Below are 23271 nucleotides of genomic sequence, written 5' to 3'. Positions count from 1 at the left end.
TCCCACCTTTGATCGGGGTTGCAGCTTAAAACGGCGCAGGGCACTCGAAGCGCAAACGCTCGCCGCTCTGGGGATGGGTGAAGCTCAACATGCTGGCGTGCAGGCACAGGCGTGGCCAGGCGGCCAATGCCTGTTCATGGGCGTACAAGCCATCGCCCAGCAACGGGTGACCAATGGACAGCATATGCACCCGCAGTTGGTGTGAGCGGCCGGTGATCGGCGTCAGCTCAACCCGGCACCAGTCGCCGCAACGCTCCAGGACTTTCCAGAAGGTCAGCGCGTTCTTGCCGAACTCATGGTCCACCACATGCCGTGGCTTGGTCGGCGGGTCGTAGCGCAGTGGCAAGTCGATGCTGCCGCTGTCCAGTTCCGGTTGGCCCCAGCACAGCGCGGTGTAGGCCTTTTCGGTTTCCCGGTCGTGGAACTGACGGGACAGTTCACGGTGGCTGTCTGCGTCGCGGGCCAGCAGGATGATGCCGGACGTTTCCCAGTCCAGCCGGTGAACGATGCGGGCTTCGGGGTAGCCGTTTTCCTGCAGGCGGGTGATCAGGCAGTCCTTGTTGTCGTCGGCGCGACCGGGCACGGAGAGCAGCAGGGTAGGCTTGTTCACCACCAGGACAGCAGCGTCCTGATGAAGGATATGGACATTGGACAACGGCATTAAAACAGCCTCGTAACAAACGCCAACGGCGGCTGGGTTACCGAAGTTCCTGTAGGAGCGAGCTTGCTCGCGAAAAACTTAAGAACAACACGTTCATTCAGGATGAGCGCGTTATCGTTAACGTCCATCGCGAGCAAGCTCGCTCCTGCAGAAGTCCAGTAACCGAGCCGCCGTGGCGACCGCCTTTTCGATCAACGATCAGGCAGGGTGATATTGAGTTCCAGAATCGAGCAGCTGCCGTCATTTTCCAGGGCGACATGCACGTCATCGTTGCCGATATTGACGTACTTGCGGATCACTTCCACCAGTTCCTTCTGCAAGGCCGGCAGGTAATCCGGGGTGCTGCGTTGGCCGCGTTCGTGCGCCACGATGATCTGTAGACGCTCTTTCGCTACCGACGCGGTACTTGGCTTTTTGTTGGCGCGAAAGAAGTCGAGAAATTTCATTGTTTAGTTGCCTCCAAAGATACGCTCGAAGAATCCCTTCTTCGCAACATCGAGGAAGCGATGTTCCACGGTTTTGCCCAGCAAGCGATCAACCGCGTCGCTGTACGCCTGGCCGGCGTCGCTCTGGTCGTCGAGAATAACCGGCACGCCCTGGTTGGACGCCTTGAGCACGGCCTGGGATTCCGGGATCACGCCCAGCAGGGTCACGGCCAGGATGTCCTTGACGTCTTCAACGCCAAGCATCTCGCCCTTGCTCACGCGCTCAGGGTTGTAGCGGGTCAGCAGCAGGTGTTCCTTGATCGGCTCTTCGCCTTTCTCGGCGCGCTGGGACTTGCTGGCCAGCAGGCCGAGCATGCGGTCCGAGTCACGTACGGACGATACTTCAGGGTTGGTCACGACGATGGCTTCGTCGGCGAAGTACATGGCCAGGTGAGCACCGGTCTCGATACCCGCCGGGGAATCGCACACCACGTATTCGAAGGTTTCCTTCAGCTCGGCGAGGACTTTGCCCACGCCTTCCTTGGTCAGCGCTTCTTTGTCGCGGGTCTGGCTGGCGGCCAGTACGTACAGGTTCTCAAGGCGCTTGTCCTTGATCAGGGCCTGCTGCAGGTTGGCTTCGCCGTTCACCACGTTGACGAAGTCGTACACCACGCGGCGTTCGCAGCCCATGATCAGGTCGAGGTTACGCAAACCGACGTCGAAGTCGACGATGACTGTCTTGTGGCCGCGCAGAGCGAGGCCGGTACCGATAGCGGCGCTGGTGGTGGTCTTACCCACACCACCCTTGCCGGATGTAACCACGAGAATCTTGGCCAAGGTGTTTCACCCCTAAGGAAAAAGGACTTTCTAGCCCCTGAAAAACATCTCTTGAAACTCGCTGCAGGCGGACAGCCTTCGTAGGAATAAGATGAAAAAAAGTGCGATTTACCAACGGTAAATGTCACCTGCCAATTATTCCTACTTAAGTTTTGCCGTTTTCGCTGTGCTATCAGAGTCTAGAGATGCATTGGAAAATGCGGCAGTATCCGTTAAAGACGAACGATGTTCAACACATCGCCCGACAGGCTGACTTGTACCCCGGCCCCCCACAGCGGATCGCGACGCAAATCTTCCGAAACCTTGTACTGGCCTGCGATGGACACTAGCTCAGCGGTCAACTGCTGGCAAAAAATACGGGCCTTTGTGTCACCTTTTATGCCGGCCAGTGCACGACCCCGCATGGGACCGTATACATGGATGTTTCCATCGGCGAGAAGTTCCGCCCCCGGACTGACCGGGGCGATGACCACAAGGTCGCCACCCTGGGCGTAAATCTGCTGCCCGCCCCGTACGGGAGAGGTGATGATCTTCGTAGGCTTGATCGTCGGCTCGGGTGGTTTTTCGGGTTTTTTCTTCTCTTCGCCGACCAACGGGTCGAGCGGACGCTCCCGTGCACCGGACGGCGGCAGTACTGGCAGTTCAATGGCGATTGCTGCAGCAATGTCTTCGATGCGGCTGGCGCGAATCGCCAGGGTGCGCAGGCCATGCTGGCGGCACACGCGCATCAGTCCGGGCAGGTCCACAGCACCCTGGCCGGCCGGGAGTTTGTCCAGGGCCAGCACCAGCGGCGCATTGTTGAAGAAGTTCGGCGCGAGGGCGACCTTGGCGGCGAGCTGGCGGTCCAGGGCATCAAGGTCGTTGCGGGCCAGTTCCAGCACGGTAATGGCGAGCATGCTGCCTTTCAGCTGGAACACGGGATCTTGGTCTAGCGGTTCGGTTTGGCTCATGGTCGGCAAAGCGGCTTGTCACGAAAAGTGTCGAGACTTATAACGAGAACATCCGCTAGCCGCAAGCCGGGTCGAACCGTTGTAGAATGCGCGGCCGTTGTCTTTGCCGGAATCATTAATGGATCGCCCGCGTTTTCGAGCTGAATTTTTTCACCCGCGTTTTTGGCTGTTATGGCTGGGACTCGGTTTGCTGTGGCTGATTGTGCAGTTGCCGTACCGGGTTTTACTGGGGATTGGCCGTGCCTTGGGCGCGGGAATGTACCGGGTGGCCGGTGAACGTCGGCGCATCGCCGCGCGAAACCTGGAACTGTGCTTCCCTGAAAAATCCGCCAAAGAGCGTAAACATTTGCTCAAGGAAAACTTTGCCTCCACCGGCATCGCGTTCTTCGAGATGGCCATGAGCTGGTGGTGGACCAAACCGCGCCTGGCGCGCCTGGCCCATGTCGAAGGGCTGGAGCACCTCAAGCAAGCGCAGCTGGAAGGCAAGGGCGTGATCCTGATGGCCCTGCATTTCACTACCCTGGAAGTCGGCGCCGCGCTGCTCGGGCAGAAGCACACCATCGACGGCATGTACCGCGAGCACGGCAACCCGTTGTTCGATTTCGTCCAGCGCCGTGGCCGTGAGCGCCACAACCTCGACTCCCTGGCCATCGAGCGTGAAGACGTGCGCGGCATGCTCAAGCTGCTGCGCGCCGGCCGTGCGATCTGGTACGCACCGGACCAGGACTACGGCGCCAAGCAAAGTATCTTCGTGCCATTGTTCGGCATTCAGGCCGCCACCGTCACCGCCACCAGCAAATTCGCGCGGCTGGGCAAGGCGCTGGTGGTGCCGTTCACCCAGGAACGTCTGGCCGACGGCAGCGGCTACCGCCTGGTGATCCACCCGCCATTGACCGACTTCCCGGGCGAAACCGACGAGATCGATTGCCTGCGCATCAACCAGTGGGTCGAGGCCTCCGTGCGTGAATGCCCCGAGCAATACCTGTGGACCCACCGCCGCTTCAAGAGCCGCCCGCCCGGTGAGCCTAAGCTGTATGAAAAACGTCGTCGTTGATCTGAAGTCCCCCAGCACCATGGAGTGATGCAATGCGTCCAGCTGAACCGGTCACAGGCTTGATTCTTTCCGGCGGCGGGGCGCGGGCCGCCTATCAGGTGGGGGTATTGGCAGCGATTGCCGAGCTGTTGCCACCGGGGGCGGCCAATCCGTTTCCGGTGATTGTCGGCACCTCGGCCGGGGCGATCAATGCGGTCAGCCTGGCCAGCGGCGCCATGGACTTTACCGCCGCCATCCAGCGCCTGACCGCCTTCTGGCAGGGTTTTCGCAGCCACCTGGTGCTGCGCAGCGACTGGCCCGGGGTAATCAGCCAGGCCAGCCGTTTCCTCACCCACAGCCTGCTGGGGCTGGGTGCACAGGTGCCGGTAGCGCTGCTCAACAGTTCGCCGCTGCGGGACCTGTTGCGCGACAAGCTGCACCTGGAAGGCATCGGGCAGTCGATCCGCGAGAAACATCTGCACGCGGTGGCGGTCACTGCCTTCGGGTACGAGTCCGGGCAAGCGGTGACCTTCTATCAAGGCGGCGGCACCATTGATGCCTGGCTGCGCCATCGGCGCATTGGCATTCCCACCCAATTGACCGTGGAACACCTGCTGGCCAGTTCGGCGATTCCGCTGTTGTTTGCGCCCGTCAAACTCGGTCAGGAATATTTTGGTGACGGTGCGGTGCGGCAGTCGGCGCCGATCAGCCCGGCGTTGCACCTGGGGGCCAGCCGCGTACTGGTGGTGGGCGTCAGCGGCAACCCGCGCGGTAACGATCCTTCGAACCCGATACGCACCTTCACCGGCCAGGAGCCGACGTTGGCGCAGATTGGCGGGCACATGCTCAACAGCACGTTCATTGACAGCCTGGAAAGCGACATCGAATTGCTCGAGCGCCTGAACCAGTTCAGTCATCTATTGCCCGCCAACGCGGCGATACAGGGCCTGGCGCCGGTGGAGGTGCTGGTGATTGCACCGAGCCAGCCGATCGACGAAATCGCGGCACGTCACCGTCAGGAATTGCCGGCGGCGTTGCGCCTGTTCCTGCGGGGGCCGGGGGCGACCAAGACGAGTGGTGCGGGCGTGCTCAGTTACTTGCTGTTCGAGGCGGGGTATTGCAGCGAGCTGATCGAATTGGGGCGGCGGGACGCGCTGGCCAAGCGCGAAGAACTGAAGCGGTTTCTGGGCCTGGCACCGAACTGAATGTAGGAGCGGGCTTGCTCGCGAATGCGGTGGGTCAGTGACTAATTTACTGGCTGACACTCCGCATTCGCGAGCAAGCCCGCTCCCACACAAGCCCGCCCCCACAGAACCCCGCTTCCACAAGTGAGGTGCGGTGTTACTTAGAAGTGGTACTTGACCAGGAAGCTCGCCGTGTCCTGGTTGGTCTTGAAGGCGCCGCTGTCTTCAATCCCGTACTTGTTCTTCCAGTAGTCGTATTCGATACCGACATACAACTGCTTCTCGCCCCAGTGCAGCGCCTTGCCCAAGTCATACTTGATCTGTGGGTTGACGTGCATGTTGGCGTGGTAGGTGCCGCGTGAGGTCTTGTCGTTGTCCACCACCCAGTCGATGTAGCCATCGATCAGCACGTTGGAGTCGCCCACGGGGATGGTGTAGGACCATACCGGTGTGATCTGCCATACGTTGTCACCCGGGCGATTGCCCTCGGTCTGGCGCTGGTAGAAGTTCAACTGGAAGTAGTCGAAACCCGGGATCGCCAAGTCGAAACCAGGGCCCACGAGGTACGACTCGTTATCGCCTTCGCCGAACTCGTAAGTGAACGCCAGCAACACGTCCTTGATCGGACCGAACGACAAGTCCTTGTCGAAAATCTTGCCGAACGACAAGCGTGGGCTGAACTCACCGTAGTAAGTACTTGGGCCGACGTTGCCGTCTTCCTTGCCGTTGTAAAAGATGCGGTCGACAAACAGGAAGTTGTCACCGTACTTCCACGCATCGGCGTGTTCGAAGGTCACGGTTTGCTGGATCTGCGGGTTAATAGTGAAGTTCTTGCCCCACAGATAAGTCAGGCTGTTGTTCTGCCACTGCAGCAGATCACCGGCCATGGCCTGGCCGCCAGCCAGCAGGGATCCTGCCAGCATCAGGCTGTTCACAGTACGTTTCATTCGGTTGCTCCCGAGGTAAAGGTTTCTGGTTTTTTTTCTAAGCGGACGCTCTGGTGTGGCGTCTTTTGGCTTGCCGCAAAAATCGTCTGTTCGGTCAGCTTTAATGCTTTTAGCAAGAGCTGCGCCAAGGTGTTTAAAAAGCCAAAAAATCCCCGTCGGCTGCGATGAACACAGTCGAATTCGGAGAGTTTTTGCACACATTGGCTGCGGACCTGGGGCCTGGATAAGTTGGCCTTGCAGTCAGCTTTTACAGTCGCTGTTTTTTTTTGAGTCGATTTGAGCGGGCGCCGAGAATACTGACTCCGAGGCTGGTGCTCAAGTGCGCCGTTACAGAGCGCGCGGGGCGAGAATGGGGCACGGCGCGTGGCCGGCCCCGGGTGAATGGCGTGCATGGTGTATTCCCTGATCGTTATTGTTTTTGTTGTGACGCAGGAATCAATGTGAGTGTGCGTGTTCGCTGGCGGCAGCGCGTTCGGCGCCACCCAGAATGTTGAATAGCAGGTTCAGCGACAGCGCACTGATCGTGGCCATGGCGATACCGCTGTGAGTGATCGGGCTCATCCACAGCGGCAGTTGCGCGAAGAATTCGGGACGCACCACCGGGATCAAACCCATGCCGATACTCACGGCCACCAGCAACTGGTTGCGGCGGTCGGCGATGTCGGCTTCCTGGAGGATTTTGATGCCGGTGGCCGCCACCATGCCGAACATGGCAATCGCCGCACCGCCCAGCACTGCCGGCGGAATCGAGGCCACCAGGAACGCGGCCTTGGGCAGCAGGCTCAGCACAATCAGAAACGCACCGGCGACAATCGTTACCGAGCGGCAGCGCACGCCGGTCATCTGCACCAGGCCGATGTTCTGCGCGAACGAGGAGTGGGTAAAGGTGTTGAAGAACCCGGCAAAAAACGACGCGCCGGCATCACACAACAGGCCGCGACGCAGCATCTTCGGGGTGACGTCCTGGCCGGTGATCTTGCCCAGGGCAAGGAACATCCCGGTGGACTCGACGAAGATAATCACCACCACCAGGCACATCGACAGAATCGGCGCCAACTCGAACTTGGGCATGCCGAAATGCAGCGGCGTCACCACTTGCACCCACGGCGCGCGAGCCAGGCCACTGAGGTCGACCATGCCGATCATCCCGCACAGCCCGTAGCCGAGGGCCATGCCGATCAGCACCGAGATGTTCACCCAGAAGCCGCGCATGAAACGGTTGATCAACAGGATGGTGGCCAGCACCAGTGCGGCAATGGCCAGGTAGATCGGTGAGCCAAACGTGGAAGCTGCAGCGCCGCCGCCGGCCCAATTGACCGCGACGGGAAACAGCGAAAGGCCGATGGCGGTGATCACGGTGCCGGTCACGAGCGGTGGAAAGAACCGCACCACCTTGGACATGAACGGCGCAATCACGATGCCGAAAAAACCGGCGGCGATGGTGGCGCCGAAGATCCCTTGCAGGCCGATGCCGGGCATGCCGGCCATGGCGACCATGCTGCCCACCGCGGCAAAACTGGCGCCCATCATCACCGGCATGCGAATGCCGACCGGGCCGATGCCGAATGACTGGACCATGGTGGCGATGCCGGCCACCAGCAGGTCGGCGTTGATCAGGAAGGCGATTTCTTCACGGCTCAGGCCCGCGGCCTGGCCGATGATCAAAGGCACGGCGACGGCGCCACCGTACATCAGCAAGACGTGTTGCAGGCCTACCAGAATCAGTTGCAAGAGGGGCAGCCGCACCATGGGGGGCGCAGCAAGAGTCTGCGGTTCTAACTGGGACATGCAACACCTCGGATCTTTTTATTGTTGTGTTGTTCGGCATTCAATTGCCGGGTGGAACTCATTCGTCAAAGCACACCGCAACTCTCAACTGTAGGAGCTGGCTTGCCTGCGATAGCGGCGGTGAATTCAACATCGCTATCGCAGGCAAGCCAGCTCCCACATTGGGTCCTGCGTTAATCACTCAGTTGGTACGCGCCCCCTGATTGATCCAGGTGCCAATCAAGTCCCGTTCCTGCTGGGTCATCTGGGTGATGTTGCCCAGTGGCATGATCTGGCTGGCCACGGCCTGGGCCTGAATGCGCGGAGCCATTTGCTGGATCTGCTGCGGTGTATCAAACATCACACCGGCCGGCGCGGTGCTGAACAGTGGGCTGGTGGGCTTGGCCGAATGGCACACCGCACAGCGCTCCTGAATCACCCCGTGGACCTTGTCAAAATCAATCGATGCCTGGGCCGGCGCCGCTTCGGCGGGAGCCGGTGCAGGTGCTGCGGGCGCAGCCGGTTTAAGCCCGCCACCCAGCGCTGTTTCCGGCAGTGGCTGGTACTCGATCGCCGCAGGAGCCTTGGCCACTTCCGGTGCAGTTGCCACCGGTTTTGGACCGGTCACGTAGGCCAGGCAAATCATCGCCAGTGCACCTACGGGCAAGGTCCAGGCATATTTCTGGCTGTTATGACGGGTGTTGAAGTAGTGACGGACCAGCACCGCTGCCACCGCGATACCTGCCAGGATCAGCCAGTTGTATTGGCTGCCATAGGTGCTCGGGAAGTGGTTGCTGATCATGATGAACAGCACCGGCAAGGTGAAGTAGTTGTTGTGGCGTGAACGCAGCAGACCCTTGGCCGGCAGTGCCGGGTCGGGCGTGCGGTTTTCCGCGATGGCCGCCACCAATGCGCGCTGGGCGGGCATGATGATGCGGAACACGTTACCCACCATGATGGTGCCGATCACGGCGCCCACGTGCAGGTACGCGCCACGGCCACTGAACACTTTGCTGAAGCCATACGCGGCGGCAATCAACAGCACGAACAGGATCAGGCCGAGCAGGGCAGGGCGTTTGCCCAGTGCCGAGTCGCAGAGAAAGGAGTAGATGAACCAGCCGGCCAGCAGCGAGCCGAGGCCCAGCAACACACCTTCCGGACCGCTGAGGCTGCTGCCCGGGGCCAGCAGGTACAAGGTCGGGTTGGCGTAGAACACCACGCACAGCAGCGCGATGCCGGACATCCAGGTGAAATAGGCTTCCCATTTGAACCAGTGCAGGTTGTCCGGCATGGTCGGCGGGGCCAGTTTGTATTTTTCTAGGTGGTAGATACCGCCACCGTGGATCGCCCACAAGTCACCGGCGAGGCCGTCCTTGGGGTTCACGCGATTGAGGTTGTTTTCCAGCCAGACGAAGTAGAACGAAGCGCCGATCCAGGCGACGCCGGTGATCATGTGAACCCAGCGTACGCTCAGGTTCAGCCATTCCATCAAATGTGCTTCCACAGTCTTTACCTCTCGCCTGTCACTCTGTCGTCGAGTGATCAGACCTTCTCTTATTGGTGGGGGGCGAGGATCAACCGCTCATCCTCTTTGAAAAAATGCTCATCGCAGTTATTGCCTGTGCCACTGCGATCAACCACCAGGAAGTCATCCCGCTTTTCGATCGTCAGCACCGGGTGGTGCCAGACGCCGCGATGGTAATTAATGCCCTGCCTGCCGTTGGTAACGAAGGCGCGGACCAAGCCCGATACAGGTTCATCGCCAACGGGCGCGACCACGATCAGAAAGGGGTTGCCGAGCAGCGGGATGAAAGCCTGGCTGCCCAGCGGGTGTCGTTCCAGCATGCACACGGTCAGCGGCATGTCCTGCGCGTCGGCGCGGAAGATGCTGATAATCGCGTTGTCTTCTGGCGTGGCGGTTTGCACCGTCGCCAGTTTATGAAAGCGCATGGTCGACCCGTTGTTGATCATGAAGTGATCGCTGCCATCGGTTTCGATAACGTCTCCGAAAGGGGCGAAGGCTTCTTTGGTCAGGGGTTCGATCATCAGTGTGCGCATGGCTGTCTTCTTATCCAAATTCTGTGTTGTTTGCTTTTGTGGCGAGGGAGCTTGCTCCCGTTGGACTGCGCAGCAGTCCCATCTCTTGGGGCCGCTTCGCGACCCAACGGGAGCAAGCTTCCTCGCCACAGGGGTTCACCGCTTATTTGGCGACCTTACCGAGAACCCGCAGGCGGCTCACACCACCATCCGGGAACACATTCAGACGAATGTGAGTGATCGGGCCCAGCGCCTTGATCTGCTCGGCAAACGTGTGTTCAGCGTGCATTTCCAGCTTCTGCGCCGGCAGCAGTTCGCGCCAGAACAGCGATTGGGTTTCGATCTGGCTGTCGGTGCCGCCCTTCACGAAGGCGCCCTGGATCGAACAGGTGTCCGGGTAGTTGCCCTTGAAGTGCAGGGTGTCGACCACGATTTTCTCGATCTCGCCCGGGTGGCCCAAGGCGACGATCACCCAGTCATTGCCCGGCGTACGACGACGTGCAGTTTCCCAGCCATCGCCCATGTTGATGCCACGGCCCGGGTTGAGGATGTTGCTCATGCGCCCGAAGTGTTCATCGGAGCAGGCCAGTGCACGGCCACCGTTCAGGGCCGCAGCCAGGTCAACCTGTTCGTTGTCGCCCACGGCCGACCAGTCGCGGAACGGAATGCCGTACACGCGCAGGCGGGCCACGCCACCGTCCGGGTAAATGTTGAAACGCAGGTGGCTGAAGGCCTGGTCGTTGTTGATCTCGTGGAAGTGATGGCTGTTGCCTTGCAGCTCCACGGCCGACAGCACTTCAACCCACTGGGTGTTGTCATCCGGCTCGCCGGACGCCAGGAAGCAGGCTTCCAGGGACGCCGAGGGCGGGAAGTTGCCGGTGAAGAATGAAGTGTCGATGTCCACGCCCTTGATCGAGCCCGGTACGCCCAGGCGGATTACCGCGCTGTCGTAGCCTTCGAAGCGCTTGCGGCGCGACTCCCAGCCGTCCATCCACTTGCCGTTGTCATCGAAAACGCCCTCCTTCCACACGGCCGGGGTCGGCTGGAACAGGCGGTTGGCGTCAGCGAACCAGTCATCGGTCACAGAGATGATCTTGGTGCCCAGGCGGGCGTCGGCCAGGTTGACGAACTTCTCGAAAGGTACGGCGTAAGCTTTCATTCTTCTTGTCTGCCTTAAAGTAAGTGGCTTGGGATGCTCGCGAGGCCCTGGGCGTTCATGAATCGCTCGGGCCAGGTCTGCTTAAAGAGTCAGTAATCGGAACAACGCGATCTTGTTGATCTCGGCCAGTGCGCATTTGAACTCGGCTTCCACCGAGTTGTGAATGCGCGTTTCAAACGCGGCGAGGATCTGATGCCGGTTGCTGCCTTTTACCGCCATGATGAAGGGAAACTTGAACTTGGCCTTGTAGGCATCGTTCAGCTCGGTGAAGCGCGAAAACTCGTCGCTCGAGCATTGGTGAATACCCGCGCCAGACTGTTCTTCAGTGCTGGCTGCGGTCAACTGGCCCTGGACGGCCGCTTTGCCCGCCAGGTCCGGGTGAGCGTTGATCAGGGCCAGCTGGCTTGCGTGATCAGCGCTCAACAGGATATCGCTCATGCGCTGGTGCAGGGTTTCGATCTGGTCGATCGACGCGTCCTGGCCCAGGTCGAAGGCCTTTTCGGCCACCCATGGCGAATGTTCGTAGATGTCGGCAAAGGCGGCGACGAATGCGTCGCGGCCCAGGGTCGACGGTTTCAAGGTCTGGAACGCAGTCATTTGGCGGCTCCCTGGAAAGGGTGTACGTCATGCCAGTGACGGGCGATGTCGACGCGGCGGGTGAACCACACCTGATCATGACCCTTGGCGTATTCGATAAAGCGCTTGAGGGCGGCCAGGCGCGCCGGGCGGCCGATCAGGCGGCAGTGCAAGCCGATAGAGAGCATTTTCGGTGCGTCCGCGCCTTCGGCGTACAGCACGTCGAACGCGTCTTTGAGGTATTCGAAAAAGTCGTCGCCCTTGTTGAAGCCCTGCACCTGGGTGAAGCGCATGTCGTTGGTGTCCAGGGTGTAGGGGATCACCAGGTGCGGCTTGCCGGTGGGGTTGTTGGGTTCCCAGTAGGGCAGGTCGTCGTCATAGGTGTCGCAGTCGTAGAGGAAGCCGCCTTCCTCCATCACCAGCCGCCGGGTGTTGGGGCCGGTGCGCCCGGTGTACCAGCCCAGCGGGCGTTCGCCGGTGAGTTCGGTGAGGATGCGGATCGCTTCGAGCATGTGCTCGCGTTCCTGGGCCTCGTCCATGTATTGGTAGTCGATCCAGCGGTAGCCATGGCTGCAGATTTCGTGGCCGGCGGCGACCATCGCGCGGATCACGTCCGGGTGGCGCTGAGCGGCCATGGCCACGGCGAAGATGGTCAGCGGGATATCGAACTCCTTGAACAGCTTGAGGATGCGCCACACGCCGGCACGGCTGCCGTATTCGTACAGCGACTCCATGCTCATGTTGCGCTCGCCTTGCAGCGGCTGCGCCGAGACCATCTCGGACAGGAAGGCTTCCGACTCTTTGTCGCCGTGCAGGATGTTGCGCTCGCCACCTTCTTCGTAGTTGAGTACGAACGACAGGGCAATACGAGCCTTGCCTGGCCAGTGTGGGTGAGGAGGGTTACTGCCGTAACCGATCAGGTCGCGTGGGTAGTCAGCGCTCACTGCAGTCTTCCTTCTTGTTCGTGGTAGCGGTGTGTGTGGCGGCCGGGCAGTGAAAAGACTGGGTGGCGTCACGACGATGACTGATTGTATACAACTTGGTGCGCACTTTGTAAGCCTGTATTTCTGCATTTTTTCCGCAGGGCCTTCGCAGAATAGCATTGCAAGAAACCTGCCTGACTGGTCAGCTAAAATGAAATAACACTTTGTCTCTGTAGGAGCGAGCTGGCTCGCGAAAAACCCGAGAGCGCCGCGGTCACTCTGAAGCGCTGCGTTATCGTTGACGTTTTTCGCGAGCCAGCTCGCTCCTACAGGATCAGGCTCAGCACCGTAAATCTATTTTGTTGAGTTTATTGTGTACAATTTTTTTGAAAAGTGTCTTAATCAGTCATCGCCGGCTTTTTCAGTGCTCTGAAACGGTGCGGTCTTTCACTTTACTGACTTCGGGAGGCGCGCAGACGCTATGGGACGTTTGACCACACACGTATTGGACGCCGCGCACGGCTGCCCCGGCAGCGCGATCAAGGTGGAGTTGTACCGTGTCGAAGGCACGCAGCTTGAGCTTGTCGCCAGCACCTTGACCAACAACGACGGCCGCTGCGATGCACCCCTGCTGCAAGGCGATGACTACCGCAGCGGTGTCTATCAGTTGCAGTTCAGCGCCGGCGATTACTACCGCGCCCGTGGCGTGCAACTGCCCGAACCTGCGTTTCTCGACGTCGTCGTCCTGCGTTTTGGCATCAGTGCCGAACAGGATCACTACCATGTGCCTCTGCTGATTTCGCCTTACAGCTACTCCACCTATCGCGGTAGCTGAGTCGTCACCGCGCTTCACACCCCCAAAGCTCTTCGTTGGTTTTTCGCCCGCTCACACTGCGGGCTTTTTTTCGCCTGGGGGTCGCCCTAACTATGTAAAGCCCTTGGGATCAGGGCCCTGCTTACCCTCGGTTTTTCATCAGGAGCCGATGGCGACATGACTACCGAACCCCAATCCCCCCCGGTTGACCCCGACGACGCCTTGAGCGGCCAGGCGCGGCTGCGCAGCCTGCTGGCCCGGCGCCTGGACGCCAGCCCCACACCCAGCCGGTTTATCAACGCGCTGCAGGTTGCCGAAGTGCGGTGCCGCGAGTCGACCCGGCAACTGCGCCGGCAGCTGGAGCTGGCACCGAGCATTCACCGTCTGGTGCGCAAGGCACTGCGTGAAGCCTTCGACCTTGACCCCGACAGGCTGTTGTTCAGCGAGACGTCGACGCCAGGCGGCCCACCGGTGGTCGATAGCCTCACCGATCGAGCCTTGGGCCTGCTGGACAATCCGCAGTTTGCGATCCACCTCAATCGCTACACCGCGCTCAGTGTGCAGGGTGACGCCGAACGCACGTTGCCCTTCAGTGCCAGCGAGGTGCTGCATAAGGTCAATGGCCTGGATTTGCCCGGGAAAATACGCTCGGCGGTGTCCGGTTATTGGCAAGGGTTGGCGTTTGCCAGTGCGGCGTCTCGCGAAGAACGCTGGGTACAGGTGTATCAGGGCGTTTTTGCCGAGCGTGCGTTTATCGCCCACGCACTGTACGACTTGTCGGACCACGGTTTTTCCATGGCCCTGGGGCTCCTTGATGCGCCCACCCCGCAAGCACGGGCACAGGCGGGCGGCGCCTGGGAGCGCTTGCAGGTCAGCGAGTTGAGGTGGGGCGATGTGCCGCTTGGCGGCGCATTGCACCTCTATCGCACGGGCGATGGGCTGGCCAGGCGCCAGGTGATTTATCTGCCGGGGCTGGCCCGGCCCTTTCACGAGTTCGCCAGCCTGGCCCAGATGCAGCTCGCGTTGCCCGCCTTGTTCCTGGGGCCTGAACGGTCGGTGCTCTGGTCGCGTTTGCCCCTGGACCGTCGGCCCGCATCGCCACTGGCTTTCACGGTGCATCGGGCGCCGCCGCTGACAGATGACGCCCTGCGGCACAGCGCGTTGGCGTACGTGCAGACCCAGCGGGACAACGAATGGAACGGCCTGTTGGCCCGCCATGCTGCCAGCGTCGGGCTTGATGGCCAGGCCAATGGCGCGTTGAGCGCGTTACAGCGGCTGCGCCTGGTTGAGCGGGGCAGGCGCCTCGTGCAGGGCGGCGAGGGGTTACGGGTGGCGCTGGAGCAACTGCTGGAGTGGGACCGCCAGCGCCGGGCACCGGAGGTGGTGTGTGCCGCGTTGCACCCCGGCCTGGCGATGCGCACCGCCGAGGACCTGGTGCGGCGTCACGAACAGGGGTTGCTGGCGCTGCTGGACAAGAGCGATTCAAGTCAGGACTACGCACCCTACAGCGCCTTTCAGTCGCTCCAGGCACAGTGGCTTGAGCAGGCGCAGGCGCTGCAGGCTTCGCTGGAGGGGCAGGAACATCGGTTGGGCCTGCGTGGGTTCTGGCTGGAAAAGCCGGCGGGCTCAGTCGCCAGCCGCGGTGTTCAACGGCTCAAGGTCCAGCGCTCGGCCTTGCTCAAGGACGCCCACCTGCAATACCGCCTGGGCTTGCTCAGTGAACCCGACCTGACGCTGCTGGTGGAGGTGCTGAACACGCCATTGGCCGCTGGGCGGGCGGCCTCTGGCACCCGTGTCCTGCACGTCAGCGTCGGCCGTTCGGGCCGGCCGCTCTACCGGTTGCTGGGGGTGTTTGTGGTCACCACCCTTGAGGCGCTCAACCACCCCGATCGCCGGCAGCCTGCCGTGCTGCATGTGCCGGGAACAGACGGCGGTTTCCAGGCGTTTGGCTCGCTGGATGAACTCTCGACGAGCCTCGACGCCAGCTTTAAAAGCCCCGACGGTTCGGCGCTCTGGCACTGCGTCGGGCGCGACCAGCGGCGCGAGGCGTACACCCTGGTCGGAGCGTTGGCCGCCAGTGAACCGCTACTCGTCTACTACCAGGTGATGGAAGGCAATGTACTGTCTGACAGCTTCAAGGAGCAGATCGACCGGTATGCCCGGACGGAGCGCTGGGTGGCCGAGGGCGGCAGGCCGTTCAGCGAGGTGACCGACCCGGCGTTGACGCGCACCTTGCTTGCCCGGGAGTTGGCCGACAGCCTGCAGGTGCCCCTCAGCGCCGCCCGGGCACAGGCGCTGGCGAATATCAGTGTGCTGCGCCTGGGCGTTGCCCAGGCCAAGACGCTGCCTGCGTGGCTGCCCGGTGCTTCGCGGGTGTTGCGCAAACGCTACCAGCGCTTGCGCACCCATTACCTGACCAGTGCCGCTGCACTTGAGCAGCAACTGTTGCAGGCGCTGCCGGGCCTGGAAGCGTTCGCCCGTCGCACGTTGACCGAACACTTGAGCCGTGAAGGGCTGACTGAACCCCTGGATATCGACACGCCGTTTCTGGACATGCCCGACGACGTCAGTACCCATTGGCAGTCCCATCCCCAGCGCCCGGCCGGGGATTCCGGGGTCCGCACCGTGGTCAGTGAAGGGCGCCATACCTACAGCCTGTTTCAACTGGCGTTGCACAACCTGGACCCCGAGGCCCCCTGGACGCGCTGGCGACTGCAGTACAGCCGCTACATTGAGCCCTTGTGGGCGCGACAGTTGCCCGCCGAACGCCTGATCGGGTTGATCGCGAAGCTGGACCTCGCCGGGCAGTACGAGGGCTTGATTACCCGGTGTTTCTACCCGGGGTCGTCCCAGGTGCCGGCGGCGCTGCCCCGGGCCTTGCTGGAGCGCCCGCTGATCCAGCGCGCGCGGCTCGAGCAGTTCAGCGCCACGCAGCAAGGGCTCAGTACGGTGGCACACAGCGTGTTTTCGACCGCGCTTGAGGCCAGGGCCCCGGCAGATTTGAAGAAAAATGGCCATGACCTGCAACTGTGTTGCGTGCACCTGGCGGCGCTGACCCTGGAGCAACCTCGGCACGTTGCCGGGGTGTTGATCATCCACGACCAACCGTCGGCCAAGGCCCTGCTTTATTGGCCGGCGGTGCAGGGGTTTGCGCCGCTCACCGAGCACGCCAGCGTGGCAGCGGCCCGTAGCGCCTTGCTGGAAATGGCGGCCACGCCCGCCAACCTCAAGGTGCTGGCGCAGCACATTGCGCCCGGCTGGGAGCAACCCGCGCTGGCCAGTTATCCGGTGCCGGTGGAGGCCAGTGGCTCACGCATGGACGGGCGCTTTGAGCCCTTCAAGGGCGGTTGGTCGATCCTGCCGAGCCCCTTTGGGCTGGTCGGGTGGGCCATCCGTGGGCTGACGCGGTGGTTCCGGACTCGGCGTTCGCAACCGGCGACGACGTTGCCGGAGATTGAACAGGAGCTTCGCGAGCAATGGGCGGACGACCCCGGACGATGGCTGGGCGTCACCCGCACCACCGGTTGCGACCTGGTGCGCATCCTGGCTCATGCCCAGGTGCTGGGACTTGAGCGCGAGGTGCGGGCGGTCGCCAACTCGGCCAGGGAACTGGCGAGTTACCGCGAGTTGCGCCTGGGCGAGCAATCGGCGGCGCGGGTACGCGGGCTGTTGTCGTTCATCCCGGGGGTGAGTGTCGGGGTGAACCTGTACGAGGTGCTGCTGGCGGCCCGCCGGTTTCATCACAGTGGTGATGCGCGCGATGGGCTGGCAACGGGGTTTGCCACCCTGATATTGATTGCCGATATCGCGCTGACGGTGTTCCCGCCGGGCAAGGGTGTGGTCAGGCCGCACCTGCCGGTCAGGCCTGTGTCGATCGTGCCGATCCTGAATCAGATTCGGCGCCAGCCCAGGCCACCCGGGGTTGCCCATCTGGGCCTGCCCGTCACTCGCCGGGGGCTGAAGGGGATGGAGGTTTACCGTAAAGACCTGACGGTGGACGGTGCCGTGACCTTGCACGGGCCGGTTAACCAGGGCAGCCAGGTGAAGGCCGGTGAGCAGTTTATCGTCGAGGGCGGCGGTGTTTATCCGGTGCACCGTCGTCGTACCGAGCGAACCTTGCGCCTTAAACATCCCGATGGCAGCCCACAGGACGAGTTGTTTCTGTCCATTGAACAGCCCCGTGAATGGTTGTTGGGCGCGGATGCGCCCGAGCCGCGTGCGGGAACCAGCTCCGGGATCAGGCGCCCCTGGGAAGCCGTCACCGGCGGTACCGAGTGGGTGGCCCCCACCGCCTCCCATGCCGAGCGGGCAGGCCGGCAACCGCCGTTGGCCGCCAGCCATTGGCGGGCGTGGGGGCGTCAGCTCAACGAAGATGCCGTGCAGGAGATTTCGGCGTCCCGCCGGTTGTATCGTGTCCAGGGTGAGGTGGCCTATGACGCCGTGAAGCTGGGTGACCACTATTACGAACTGTTACCCAATGGTTCGACCGTGCCCGACAACCTGATTTTTCTAAGAGGGCCGGAGCCGCCGCTCCCCGTCGGGCGGGACGAACTGGTGCGCTGGTTGACGCCGGAAATACGCGAACAACCGATCCCGGCAACCTTTGGTGCCGATCGCTCGTGGGCACTGCGGGAACCGTTGTTCAGGCGCCCGCTCTCCACCTCGGTGGCGACGGCGTTCCCCGGTTTGACCCAGGCCAGCAATCGTTTCGTGACGGAGCGATTGCTGGAACTGGGGGATGCCGGGCGCTCGATGACGGCCACCCGGCTGCTCAACATCCGCGCGACACTGGATGACTGGTTACCCCCGGCCCCGGCGGCGGCGGGGCAGACGGATGATTTGTTGCGCATGCTCAGGCCGGTGCCGAGGGGCGGGCGGATCAGTATCAACATCAGCCATGACGGGCAGGCGCCGGGCCTGCAGCGCGTGGATTTCCAACTGCCGGTGCCCCTTGATCCCTCCCTGCTGAACAATACGTCGAGGTCCCTCAGCCATGCCCGGCCGATGGCGGCGCAAACCGCTGTCAGGCAGGTGCTGGAGCGGCAAGGGTTCAGGGTTCAGCCGCTTCACAAAGGCAGTTCGGCCCGGTTGGTCAACTTTGTCTGCACCCATGCCAAGTCGAACAACCTGTATTACGTGCTTACGCGGTGGGCCGAATCCCCGAGTGTTTCCATGGGGTCGGGCGGGATGATGCAACTCTCCGACGCCTGGCTGCACAGTAATTCCCGGTCATCGATCATGCGTGAGCCGCACCTGCACAGCGCGGTGCTGCAGGCCCTGAAAGACGGACGGTTGGTGCGGATCGTCGCCGGTATACAGCGGGGCCGGCGTTCGAGTCGCACCACCGTATTTTTTGTCAAAATGAGCGATGCCTAGCGGCTTAACAGTGACGCGGCGCCCGCCCCGGAGAATAGCCCGGCGCTGATCCGGTTGAACCAGCTCTGGCCCTTGCCGCTGCGCAGGTAGCGCGCGGCACCGTGGGCGCCGAGGCCGTAGGCCAGTTTGCAGAGCAGGTCGAGCACGGTCCAGGTGGCGATCATGATCAGCAATTGCGGCAAAAAGGCCTGCTGGGCGCTGAGAAACTGCGGCAGGAAGGCGGCGAAAAACAGGATGTCCTTCGGGTTGCTGGCGCCCAGCACAAAGGCCCGGCCGAACAGCGCGCGAAAACGCGGGGTGGCGGCCACGTGCGGTACGTCGGCGCCCTGGGACGGCTGCCGGGATTGCTGCCAGCTCTGCCAGGCGAGGTAGAACAGGTACACCGCGCCGACGACCTTCAGGGCGCTGAACAGCTGTTCCGAGGCCAGCAACAACGCACCCAGGCCCAGCGCCGAGGCGCTCAACAGGCAGATTGAAGCAATCACCCCACCGAGAAACGCCGGGTACGAACGGCGCAGGCCGTAGTTCAGGCTGTTGCTGATCATCAGCAAGGACAGGGGGCCGGGGATCAGGATCACCACCAGCGCGGCGCCGCTGAACAGCAGCCAGGTTTCCAGACTCATTGCATTCCTCCATTCGTACAAAAGCCCCACCCGACGGGGTGAGGCAGGGTCAAGCGGGTTGGCCTACAGGAACGCGAACTTGGCGATAAAGATCGCGCAAAGCACCCACAGGCTGATGGAAATTTCCTTGTGTTTACCGGTACCGGCCTTCAGTGCCACGTAGGTGATAAAACCCAGGGCGATGCCGTCGGCGACCGAAAACGTCAGGGGCATCATGATCGCGGTGACAATCGCCGGAATGCTGTCGGTGGCGTCGTCCCAGTTGATATGGGCCATGCCACTCATCATCAGCATCGCCACATAGATCAATGCGCCGGCGGTGGCGTAAGCGGGAATCATGCCAGCCAGCGGCGCGAAAAACATCGCGGCGATAAACAGCACGCCCACGGTGACGGCCGTCAACCCGGTACGGCCCCCGGCGGCCACGCCGGCGGCGCTTTCCACGTAGCTGGTGACGGGCGGCACGCCGACCATTGCGCCGAACACGCTGGAAGCACTGTCGGCTTTCAGGGCACGGGAGAGGTTTTCGATCTTGCCGTCGGCATTCACCAGGCCTGCACGCTGGGCCACGCCCATCAAGGTGCCGGCGGTGTCGAACATGTGCACAAACAGAAAGGCGAACACCACGCTGATCATGCTGACGTTGAACACGCCCATCACGTCCATGGCCATCCAGGTCGGCGCCAGGCTGGGTGGAGTGGCCATGATGCCGTGGTATTCCACCAGGCCCAGGCCCCAACCGGCCAGGGTCACGGCGATGATGCTGATCAGGATGGCGCCGAATACCCGGTGGTAGCTGAGGATCGCAATCAACAGGAAGCAGACGGCCGCCAGCAGCGGGGCGGGTTCATGCAGGGAGCCAAGCTTGATCAGGGTGGCCGGGCTTTGCACGATGATGCCGGCGGTTTTCAGGCCGATCACCCCGAGAAACAGTCCCACACCCGCGCCCATCGCGTGGCGCAGGCTCACCGGAATGCTGTTGAGCAGCCACTCGCGAATGCGTGAGAGCGTCAGGATCATGAACAACACACCGGAGATAAACACCGCACCCAGTGCGGTTTCCCAGTTGTAGCCCATGGTCCCGACCACGGTGTAGGTAAAAAACGCGTTCAGGCCCATGCCTGGCGCCAGTCCTACCGGCCAGTTGGCGTACAGGCCCATCAACAGGCAACCCAGTGCGGCAGCGATGCAGGTGGCGACAAACGCCGCGCCATGGTCGATGCCGGCGTCAGCCATGATGTTGGGGTTGACGAAAATGATGTAGGCCATGGTGATGAAGGTCGTGAGGCCGGCGATCAGCTCGGTCTTCACTGTGGTGCCATGCAAGCGGAGTTTGAACAGGCGTTCCAGCCAACCGTTGTGGGTTGGCGAGAGGTCGAGCGTAGGGGCTTCGGATTTGCGGCTTTCCACAGCAAGTACTCCTCAAGAGTTTTATTGTTATTTCCAGCGCCGGACACATGAGTGGGCAGCAGCGCTTTGAGGTACCAGCGGGTTTTGTTGACCAATAGGTCAGGAACTCGCACGAAGCGAATTATGCTTTTGTATACAAATAAAGCAAATAATGTTTTCTATTTTGTGTGCGAAAAGGATGAAAGGCAATTCAGGATTGGCCACTCAGGGCCTTGTTCACTGCCAGCCAGCCCTCCACCGCGGTCTCGCCGGCCTCGGCAAACGCCCGTTGCAGCAGCTTCACCTGTTCGCGGCGCAGAGACTGTTCAAAACGCAGGCCTTCCTCGGTCAGCTCCAGCAAGCGCTTACGCTTGTCGGTCTCCGAGGCCACGCTGTCCACCAAATGCATCTCCTGCAATTGGCGCAACGGCATGTTCAACGCCTGCTTGCTCACCCCGAGCAACTCCAGCAGCTCCTTGACGCTCAAGGCCGGGTAACGCGCGATAAAAAACACGATGCGTTGATGCACCCGGCTCAGGCCTCGGCGCTCGAGCATTTCGTCGGCCTTGGCGGTGAACGCTTGGTAGCCGAAGAAGAAGGCTTCCATGGCGGTTTGCTGGCTGGTCTGGTTTTTAAGGTCAAGCATATTGACGTATCTGCCCAAGTCGTCGTAATTTCGGTCAACCAGTTTGACGTATTTTCCTCAGGCTTTGCTACCGGTGACCCTTATGGCTTTCTCAGAACGTGTTTCGCGCCTTAAAAGCTCTTTGATCCGTGAAATCCTTGCGGCGGCGCAAAAGCCGCAAGTGATGTCCTTTGCCGGTGGCCTGCCTGCCGAAGTGATGCTGCCCACCCTGAATTGGGACGGCATGCCGCTGAGCATGGGCCAATACGGCATGAGCGAAGGCGAGCCGCAGTTGCGTGAATTGCTGGCGGCCGAGGCGCGGGGGTTGGGCATTGCGTGCCAGGCCAGCCAGGTGATGGTGGTCAGCGGTTCCCAGCAGACCCTGGATCTGGCGGCCAAGCTGTACATCGACAAGGGCAGCAAAATCCTGCTGGAAGGCCCGACTTACCTCGCGGCGTTGCAGATATTCCAACTGTTCGGCGCCGATTGCCTGACCGTTCAGCTTGAAGCGGATGGTCCGGACCTGAAGGCATTGCGCAACAGCCTTGAGCAGCATCGGCCGTCGTTCGTCTACCTGATCCCGACGTTCCAGAACCCCTCGGCAGTGCGCTACAGCGATGCCAAGCGCGAGGCCGTGGCCGCACTGCTGGACGAGTTCGGCGTGACGCTGATCGAAGACGAACCCTACCGCGAACTGACCTTCGACGGCGGCAGCGCGCAACCCATCGTCAGCCGGCTGAAAAAGGCCAGCTGGATCTACACCGGCACCGTGTCCAAAACCTTGTTGCCCGGCCTGCGTGTCGGTTACCTGATCGCCAGCCCCGACCTGTTCCCGCACCTGCTCAAGCTCAAACAGTCGGCCGACCTGCACACCAACCGCGTTGGCCAGTGGCAGGCCATGCAATGGATCGGCACCGAGAAATACCAGCGCCACCTGGTGGAACTGCGCAGCTTCTACCGTGAGCGCCGCGATGCGTTCCAGGCTGCACTGGAGCGGCATTTCAGCGAGCTGGCCGACTGGCAAATACCCCAGGGCGGATTATTCTTCTGGCTGACCTTGAAACAACCGCTCGACACCCGCACCTTGTTGGCACCTGCGCTCGACCAGGACATCGCGTTCATGCCCGGTGAACCGTTCTTTTCCGAGCCGGATAACCATCACGGTCACTTGCGGCTCAATTTCAGCCATATCGACCCGGCGCGTTTGGACGAAGGTCTCAAGCGTCTCGCTGCGGTGGTCCGTCAAGCACAGCACGCGCAAGCGGCATAAGGGGAGCCTCTATGTACAAGGTCTACGGCGATTACAAATCGGGCAACTGCTACAAGGTCAAACTCATGCTCAGCCTGCTGGGCATCGACTATGAGTGGATCGATGTCGACATCCTGAACGGCGACACCCAGACCGCCGAGTTCCTGGCCAAGAACCCCAACGGCAAGATCCCGGTGCTGGAGCTCGAAGACGGCACGTGCCTGTGGGAATCCAATGCAATCCTCAACTTCCTGGCCGATGGCAGCGAATTCCTGCCGACCGAACCGCGCCTGCGCACCCAAGTGCTGCAGTGGCAGTTTTTCGAGCAGTACAGCCATGAGCCGTATATTGCGGTAGCGCGGTTTATCCAGTTTTACCTGGGGCTGCCGGAAGACCGCCTGGAGGAGTACAAGAAGCTGCACAAGGGCGGTTACAAAGCCCTGAAGGTGATGGAGCGTCAGTTGCAGTTGACGCCGTACCTGGTGGGCGACCAGTTCTCGATTGCCGATGTGGCGTTGTACGCCTATACCCATGTGGCGGATGAAGGGGGTTTTGACCTGGGCGCCTATCCGGGCGTGCAGGCGTGGTTGAAGCGTGTGGCCAGTCATCCAAAGCATGTGGCAATGCTGGGCTGACAATGCGCTCAAAAATGTGGGAGCGGGCTTGCTCGCGAAAGGGGACTGTCAGATTTTTTGT

General features: G+C 61.6%; 21 protein-coding genes. 6 read left to right on the top strand and 15 right to left on the bottom strand.

Annotated features, from left to right (window positions below):
• Window positions 1-25: 25 nt before the first annotated feature.
• From HX855_RS06305 to minC, 4 genes are all read right to left on the bottom strand, one after another.
• Window positions 26-661: an RluA family pseudouridine synthase gene (locus tag HX855_RS06305; RefSeq protein ID WP_177046296.1), complete on the bottom strand. Its 636-nt coding sequence runs from the start codon at window positions 659-661 to the stop codon at window positions 26-28.
• A gap of 191 nt (window positions 662-852) precedes the next feature.
• On the bottom strand, window positions 853-1107 hold the full coding sequence (minE, locus tag HX855_RS06300) for a cell division topological specificity factor MinE (protein WP_003175252.1): 255 nt from the start codon (window positions 1105-1107) through the stop codon (window positions 853-855).
• 3 nt (window positions 1108-1110) lie between these two features.
• Window positions 1111-1923, bottom strand: coding sequence for a septum site-determining protein MinD (gene minD, locus HX855_RS06295; RefSeq protein WP_010176105.1), 813 nt, complete (start codon window positions 1921-1923; stop codon window positions 1111-1113).
• A 212-nt stretch (window positions 1924-2135) separates the two neighbouring features.
• The gene (gene minC / locus HX855_RS06290) at window positions 2136-2873 is read right to left on the bottom strand and encodes a septum site-determining protein MinC (protein WP_003209099.1); all 738 of its coding nucleotides are present in this window, start codon (window positions 2871-2873) and stop codon (window positions 2136-2138) included.
• Between the two features lie 118 nt (window positions 2874-2991).
• Between minC and HX855_RS06285 the strand changes: the two genes are divergently transcribed.
• On the top strand, window positions 2992-3927 hold the full coding sequence (locus HX855_RS06285) for a lipid A biosynthesis lauroyl acyltransferase (protein ID WP_177089174.1): 936 nt from the start codon (window positions 2992-2994) through the stop codon (window positions 3925-3927).
• A gap of 32 nt (window positions 3928-3959) precedes the next feature.
• Window positions 3960-5111: a patatin-like phospholipase family protein gene (locus HX855_RS06280; protein WP_177089173.1), complete on the top strand. Its 1152-nt coding sequence runs from the start codon at window positions 3960-3962 to the stop codon at window positions 5109-5111.
• A 140-nt stretch (window positions 5112-5251) separates the two neighbouring features.
• Here HX855_RS06280 and HX855_RS06275 read toward each other — a convergent pair whose 3' ends face one another.
• The 8 genes from HX855_RS06275 to puuE form a co-directional block, all read right to left on the bottom strand.
• The gene (locus tag HX855_RS06275; protein WP_177089172.1) at window positions 5252-6037 is read right to left on the bottom strand and encodes an outer membrane protein OmpK; all 786 of its coding nucleotides are present in this window, start codon (window positions 6035-6037) and stop codon (window positions 5252-5254) included.
• Window positions 6034-6429 carry a hypothetical protein gene (locus HX855_RS06270; RefSeq protein ID WP_177089171.1) on the bottom strand — a complete coding sequence of 132 codons (396 nt, stop codon included), beginning with the start codon at window positions 6427-6429 and terminating at the stop codon, window positions 6034-6036. Before HX855_RS06270 ends, HX855_RS06275 begins: the two co-directional genes overlap by 4 nt.
• Window positions 6430-6472: 43 nt before the next feature.
• Complete coding sequence (locus HX855_RS06265) at window positions 6473-7825, bottom strand: nucleobase:cation symporter-2 family protein (protein WP_177089170.1); 1353 nt, start codon at window positions 7823-7825, stop codon at window positions 6473-6475.
• A gap of 181 nt (window positions 7826-8006) precedes the next feature.
• Window positions 8007-9308, bottom strand: coding sequence for a urate hydroxylase PuuD (locus HX855_RS06260; protein ID WP_093200035.1), 1302 nt, complete (start codon window positions 9306-9308; stop codon window positions 8007-8009).
• A 50-nt stretch (window positions 9309-9358) separates the two neighbouring features.
• Window positions 9359-9862 (bottom strand): ureidoglycolate lyase, encoded by a 504-nt coding sequence (locus HX855_RS06255; protein WP_010176097.1) that lies wholly within the window; start codon window positions 9860-9862, stop codon window positions 9359-9361.
• Between the two features lie 142 nt (window positions 9863-10004).
• Window positions 10005-11000 carry an allantoicase gene (alc, locus tag HX855_RS06250; protein WP_010176096.1) on the bottom strand — a complete coding sequence of 332 codons (996 nt, stop codon included), beginning with the start codon at window positions 10998-11000 and terminating at the stop codon, window positions 10005-10007.
• A gap of 81 nt (window positions 11001-11081) precedes the next feature.
• Window positions 11082-11597: a 2-oxo-4-hydroxy-4-carboxy-5-ureidoimidazoline decarboxylase gene (uraD, locus tag HX855_RS06245; protein WP_177089169.1), complete on the bottom strand. Its 516-nt coding sequence runs from the start codon at window positions 11595-11597 to the stop codon at window positions 11082-11084.
• On the bottom strand, window positions 11594-12520 hold the full coding sequence (gene puuE, locus HX855_RS06240; RefSeq protein WP_008432189.1) for an allantoinase PuuE: 927 nt from the start codon (window positions 12518-12520) through the stop codon (window positions 11594-11596). The genes uraD and puuE overlap by 4 nt, the downstream gene beginning before the upstream one ends.
• A gap of 460 nt (window positions 12521-12980) precedes the next feature.
• Here puuE and uraH point away from each other — a divergent pair, with 460 nt between their 5' ends.
• Complete coding sequence (gene uraH / locus HX855_RS06235) at window positions 12981-13334, top strand: hydroxyisourate hydrolase (RefSeq protein WP_010176091.1); 354 nt, start codon at window positions 12981-12983, stop codon at window positions 13332-13334.
• A 156-nt stretch (window positions 13335-13490) separates the two neighbouring features.
• Window positions 13491-18689: a dermonecrotic toxin domain-containing protein gene (locus tag HX855_RS06230; protein WP_177089168.1), complete on the top strand. Its 5199-nt coding sequence runs from the start codon at window positions 13491-13493 to the stop codon at window positions 18687-18689.
• Here the strand turns inward: HX855_RS06230 and HX855_RS06225 are convergent.
• The 3 genes from HX855_RS06225 to HX855_RS06215 all read right to left on the bottom strand — a co-directional run bounded on the left by HX855_RS06225 (window position 18686) and on the right by HX855_RS06215 (window position 21347).
• Complete coding sequence (locus tag HX855_RS06225) at window positions 18686-19312, bottom strand: LysE family translocator (RefSeq protein WP_177089167.1); 627 nt, start codon at window positions 19310-19312, stop codon at window positions 18686-18688. The genes HX855_RS06230 and HX855_RS06225 overlap by 4 nt on opposite strands.
• Before the next feature lie 63 nt (window positions 19313-19375).
• The gene (locus HX855_RS06220; protein ID WP_177089166.1) at window positions 19376-20722 is read right to left on the bottom strand and encodes an NCS2 family permease; all 1347 of its coding nucleotides are present in this window, start codon (window positions 20720-20722) and stop codon (window positions 19376-19378) included.
• A 190-nt stretch (window positions 20723-20912) separates the two neighbouring features.
• The gene (locus tag HX855_RS06215; RefSeq protein ID WP_177075541.1) at window positions 20913-21347 is read right to left on the bottom strand and encodes a MarR family winged helix-turn-helix transcriptional regulator; all 435 of its coding nucleotides are present in this window, start codon (window positions 21345-21347) and stop codon (window positions 20913-20915) included.
• An 82-nt stretch (window positions 21348-21429) separates the two neighbouring features.
• Between HX855_RS06215 and HX855_RS06210 the strand changes: the two genes are divergently transcribed.
• Together HX855_RS06210 and HX855_RS06205 are read left to right on the top strand one after the other, a co-directional pair.
• Window positions 21430-22596 carry a PLP-dependent aminotransferase family protein gene (locus tag HX855_RS06210; RefSeq protein WP_177089165.1) on the top strand — a complete coding sequence of 389 codons (1167 nt, stop codon included), beginning with the start codon at window positions 21430-21432 and terminating at the stop codon, window positions 22594-22596.
• Window positions 22597-22607: 11 nt separating this feature from the next.
• Window positions 22608-23210: a glutathione S-transferase family protein gene (locus HX855_RS06205; protein WP_177089164.1), complete on the top strand. Its 603-nt coding sequence runs from the start codon at window positions 22608-22610 to the stop codon at window positions 23208-23210.
• The last annotated feature ends 61 nt before the right edge of the window (window positions 23211-23271 follow it).

Origin of the sequence: Pseudomonas sp. IPO3778 (genome assembly GCF_013386825.1) — a bacterium.
Classification (GTDB): domain Bacteria; phylum Pseudomonadota; class Gammaproteobacteria; order Pseudomonadales; family Pseudomonadaceae; genus Aquipseudomonas.
This window is presented reverse-complemented; position numbering and strand designations above follow the sequence as displayed.